The following is a 3,443-nucleotide window of genomic DNA, read 5'->3' as shown; positions in this document are numbered from 1 at the left end:
GCTCTCCTTCGCGCTCAGCCAGATGTACAACAACTATCTGAAGCGCCGGAGCAACGACAGGATATTGACCGACGCAGACTATCAGGCCCTTGAGGGAGGCGTCGCGGGGTCGCTTCGGGTTCGCGCCAACGAACTGGTCGGCGTATGGGACAAGCCGCAGGAAACTACGGCACGCCGTGTGCTGCAGAGCCTCTTGGCGTCGGAAGCCGTCCATGGTCTGTTGATTGATCAGCTCGACATCAAGGAACCCGTCGAAGATGCCCGAGCTCAACGGGTCGTGCAGCGCATGGAGGACGCTGGCCTGATAATCAGAAAGTGGGAAAACAAACAATTGCTGCTTCAGCTCGCCCCTGACGCGAAGTCTTCAGATGCGCACGACCTGCTCTCTGAAGTGAACAAGGCATTCAACTTGTATCAGGAGACCGCCAGACGCGTCCTCGAACGATTTGTATCGGTCGACATTGGCGAGTTTGCGAGGCGGCGAGTATCGCGGAAAGAGTTCGAAGAAGACGATCCGAGCGAGCAAGCACGGGTGAACAAGCTCCTGGAGCGTCTGGTCGAGGTACGCCTGCTGGTGTCCGATGAAGTCGGCGACGAAGCCTTCCTTGAACTCGCCCACGACGCTCTCATCCTTGGCTGGGACCGCCTCCTTACTTGGGTCCGCGAGGATTCGTCGCTCATCGCCGACCTGCGTCGGCTGACGCCCGAAGCTCTGAAATGGGCTGGGTCGCGTGAGGCGAGCCTCCTCTGGTCAGACGCCGCCCGCCTTGATGACGTCAGGAAGCTACAGGCGAACGTTTCGCCGGGTCTTAACAAAACTGAGGCCGACTTCGCGCGGGCGAGCGTTAAGCGCGCAAGGCAAAACAGCTTCATCCGGTGGGGGCTGGCCGCTGTACTGGCAATCGTCACTGCCGCAGCAATACGGTATGCGACCCTTGCCTCGGATCGCGAGCGGATCGCGACTTCACGGCAACTGGCGTCTGAGTCAGAAAGTGCTGGTCGGCAGCAGCTGGATTTGTCGCTGCTCCTTGGGATTGAGGCGGCCACAGCTCGGCCGACGGTTGAAGCATGGTCAGCACTTCTTGGAGCATTGACAGAACAACCGCGTCTGACGGCCTTTCTGCATATTCCAAATCTAAGCGCAGGGAAATACATACAAAGTCTATCATTTTCCCCAGACGGACTACAGATCGCTGCGGGATGCTTGGACGGATCGGTGATCCTGTGGGATATCAAGACAGGACGGGCTATCGAACCATTTCTGCGAGAGCCTGAGCCAGGTTCTGGTGTCGTTGCCATCGCCTTTAGCCCGGATGGTCAGGTTCTCGCGGCGGGTACGCAAAAAGGCGAGATTCTTTTCTGGAGCGTGCGGACGCACGACCCTCTTCCAACGCTTTCGGACTCTGTCGTGAAAAACGACGACACAATGTACAAATCTGTTAAGGCTCTGGTTTTTCTGGATAACCAACAGCTAGCGACTGGCCGAGACAACGGACGAGTAGAGATCTGGGATCTCAAAGATCGCAAATTGTCCCGGGCGTTTGGCGATCTCATATCACCCGAGGAAAATGCACATCGCAATGGCGTACAGTCTCTCGCCTACGACGCGTCAAGCGGAATCCTTGCAGCGGGCTATGGCGGCGCCGTCGCAGGCTTTGTCGGTCCCGACTCATCGATCTACCTTTGGAACTCGCGTCGCAATTTTGCACCCGTTCACTCGATCCCGGCTGGCAAAGGCGGAGTGCGAGGCCTGACGTTTGTTCCGAAAACGTCTTTCCTGACGTGGGGTCGGGGGGATGGCACTATCGGAATATACGACGTCCAAAAATCAGAGGAGCTATCCCCCCTGGAGGGCGGGCCAAGGAGCGCCGTGACGACCCTTGCAAGCAGTTTCGACGGCCGCTTCCTGGTTTCGGGCTCTCTGGATGGCTCGCTGATGATCTGGAATTTTTATGAAAGAAAGCCAGTGGACACTCCAATTCGCGCAAGCGGCCGTACTATTGCTGGCGTCTCATTCAGCAGGAATGGCGATGTGGTGGCAACCGGTGGGTCCGACGGGAATGTTGCGTTGTGGGATATCATTGCGAACGGGCCGGGCGAGCGTTTGCCTGAGAGCCCGGAGGGGGTAAAAATGCTGGCTGGCAGTCGTAGCGGCAGATGGCTCGCCGGTGTGACTTACACGGGAAACGTTGAACTCTGGGATATTGTGGCCAAGTCAAGACACCAGATCTACAAGGGGCGAGACAACCGTGCAGAATATGTCCTGGCTGACGGTGACGCGGATGCATTCCTGATTTTCACCTCAAACCGCGCCGTATTCCGCTGCGATTCAACCCGTTGCGACGAGGATGCCCGGGCTTCAGAGCTGAAAGAACCTGTGTTGCCGGAATCCTTTTCGGCGCCCGGTGGATTTGAGTGGATTGAGAGACGGAACTCACCGGCAGAACTCAGGCAATGTTCGCAGAACGGGTGCGTGCCGCTGACATTTCCTGACAGCAAGCCTCCTGCGGTTCACACGATTTCGATAACCGGCGACGGTAACAAGCTCGCGCTCGCCGAAGACTATGATGTCTACATTTGCACAAAGCATAAATGCCGTCTTGTACCGTTGAAACTGGATTGGCAGTCGTCCGAAAGCGTCGGCACGATTGCCTTTAGTCCAGACGGTCAATTGCTCATTCTAGGTACAGGGGCTGGGCATATATATTTTATCGATACAGTATCTGGACGCCCTCTTGGGATCCCTGCCGAGGCCCATCGTGGTTTCCTCGAACACCTCGCCTTTAGCGCTGATTCAAAGATCATGGCATCCGGAGGGCGGGACGGCATGGTCAAACTTTGGGACCTCAACAGCCAACGCCTGCTTGGCAGGCTGGCATTGCGTCCCGCGGGCAGTACGCGACAGGTTGCGGCCCTGACCTTTGTCAGCAGCGATGGTTCGCTGGCAGTGACGTATACGGAAGACTTGGGGCCGGTGCTTCTGAAAGCCGATCTGGCTTCGCTGGTAAGCCGGGCTTGCCACATTGCTAATCGTAACCTCAGCTTGGCCGAATGGGGTCAATTCCTCGGGGACGCGTCTTGCCGCAGCACATGTGGCGACGTGGTCAACTGTCGTTCGTGGCTGCCGCGCCCGCCGGCGCCACCGTCGGCGAATTCTTCCGACAGATAGTCCCTGGCTCCTGAAAAGGTGCCTTGCGGCCACGGTTGTCAATGGGCTTTCAGGCCACGCCAGACTCTGCTGAATGGGTCATCATTGGTCCCGTCAACTGGCCTCCTGCTGGTTTCGTCGAAACTCGGCGTCAAGAATAAAATCGGGGCCTTCAAATCATTTTTCGAAACAGGCTTGTATTTAGTACGCGACGGCTCATGAATTGCACTGGCTGGTCTGGACTCCGAAACCGGCTGTCAGCCTGAGGCAAAGAATGGAAGGCTTCGATCGCAGT

General features: G+C 57.3%; 1 protein-coding gene and 1 pseudogene. Both read left to right on the top strand.

The window, feature by feature from the left end; genetic code table 11:
• Positions 1-22 precede the first annotated feature (22 nt).
• Positions 23-259: pseudogene (locus NKI54_RS36055) on the top strand (hypothetical protein); the annotation flags it as partial.
• Positions 260-331: 72 nt separating this feature from the next.
• The gene (locus NKI54_RS36050) at positions 332-3,169 is read left to right on the top strand and encodes an nSTAND1 domain-containing NTPase (protein WP_352694596.1); all 2,838 of its coding nucleotides are present in this window, start codon (positions 332-334) and stop codon (positions 3,167-3,169) included.
• Positions 3,170-3,443 lie beyond the last annotated feature (274 nt).

Source organism: Mesorhizobium sp. M0663 (assembly GCF_040320585.1).
GTDB lineage: Bacteria > Pseudomonadota > Alphaproteobacteria > Rhizobiales > Rhizobiaceae > Mesorhizobium.
Note: the sequence above shows the minus strand (reverse complement) of the source record. Positions and strands in the feature narration are given on the sequence as shown.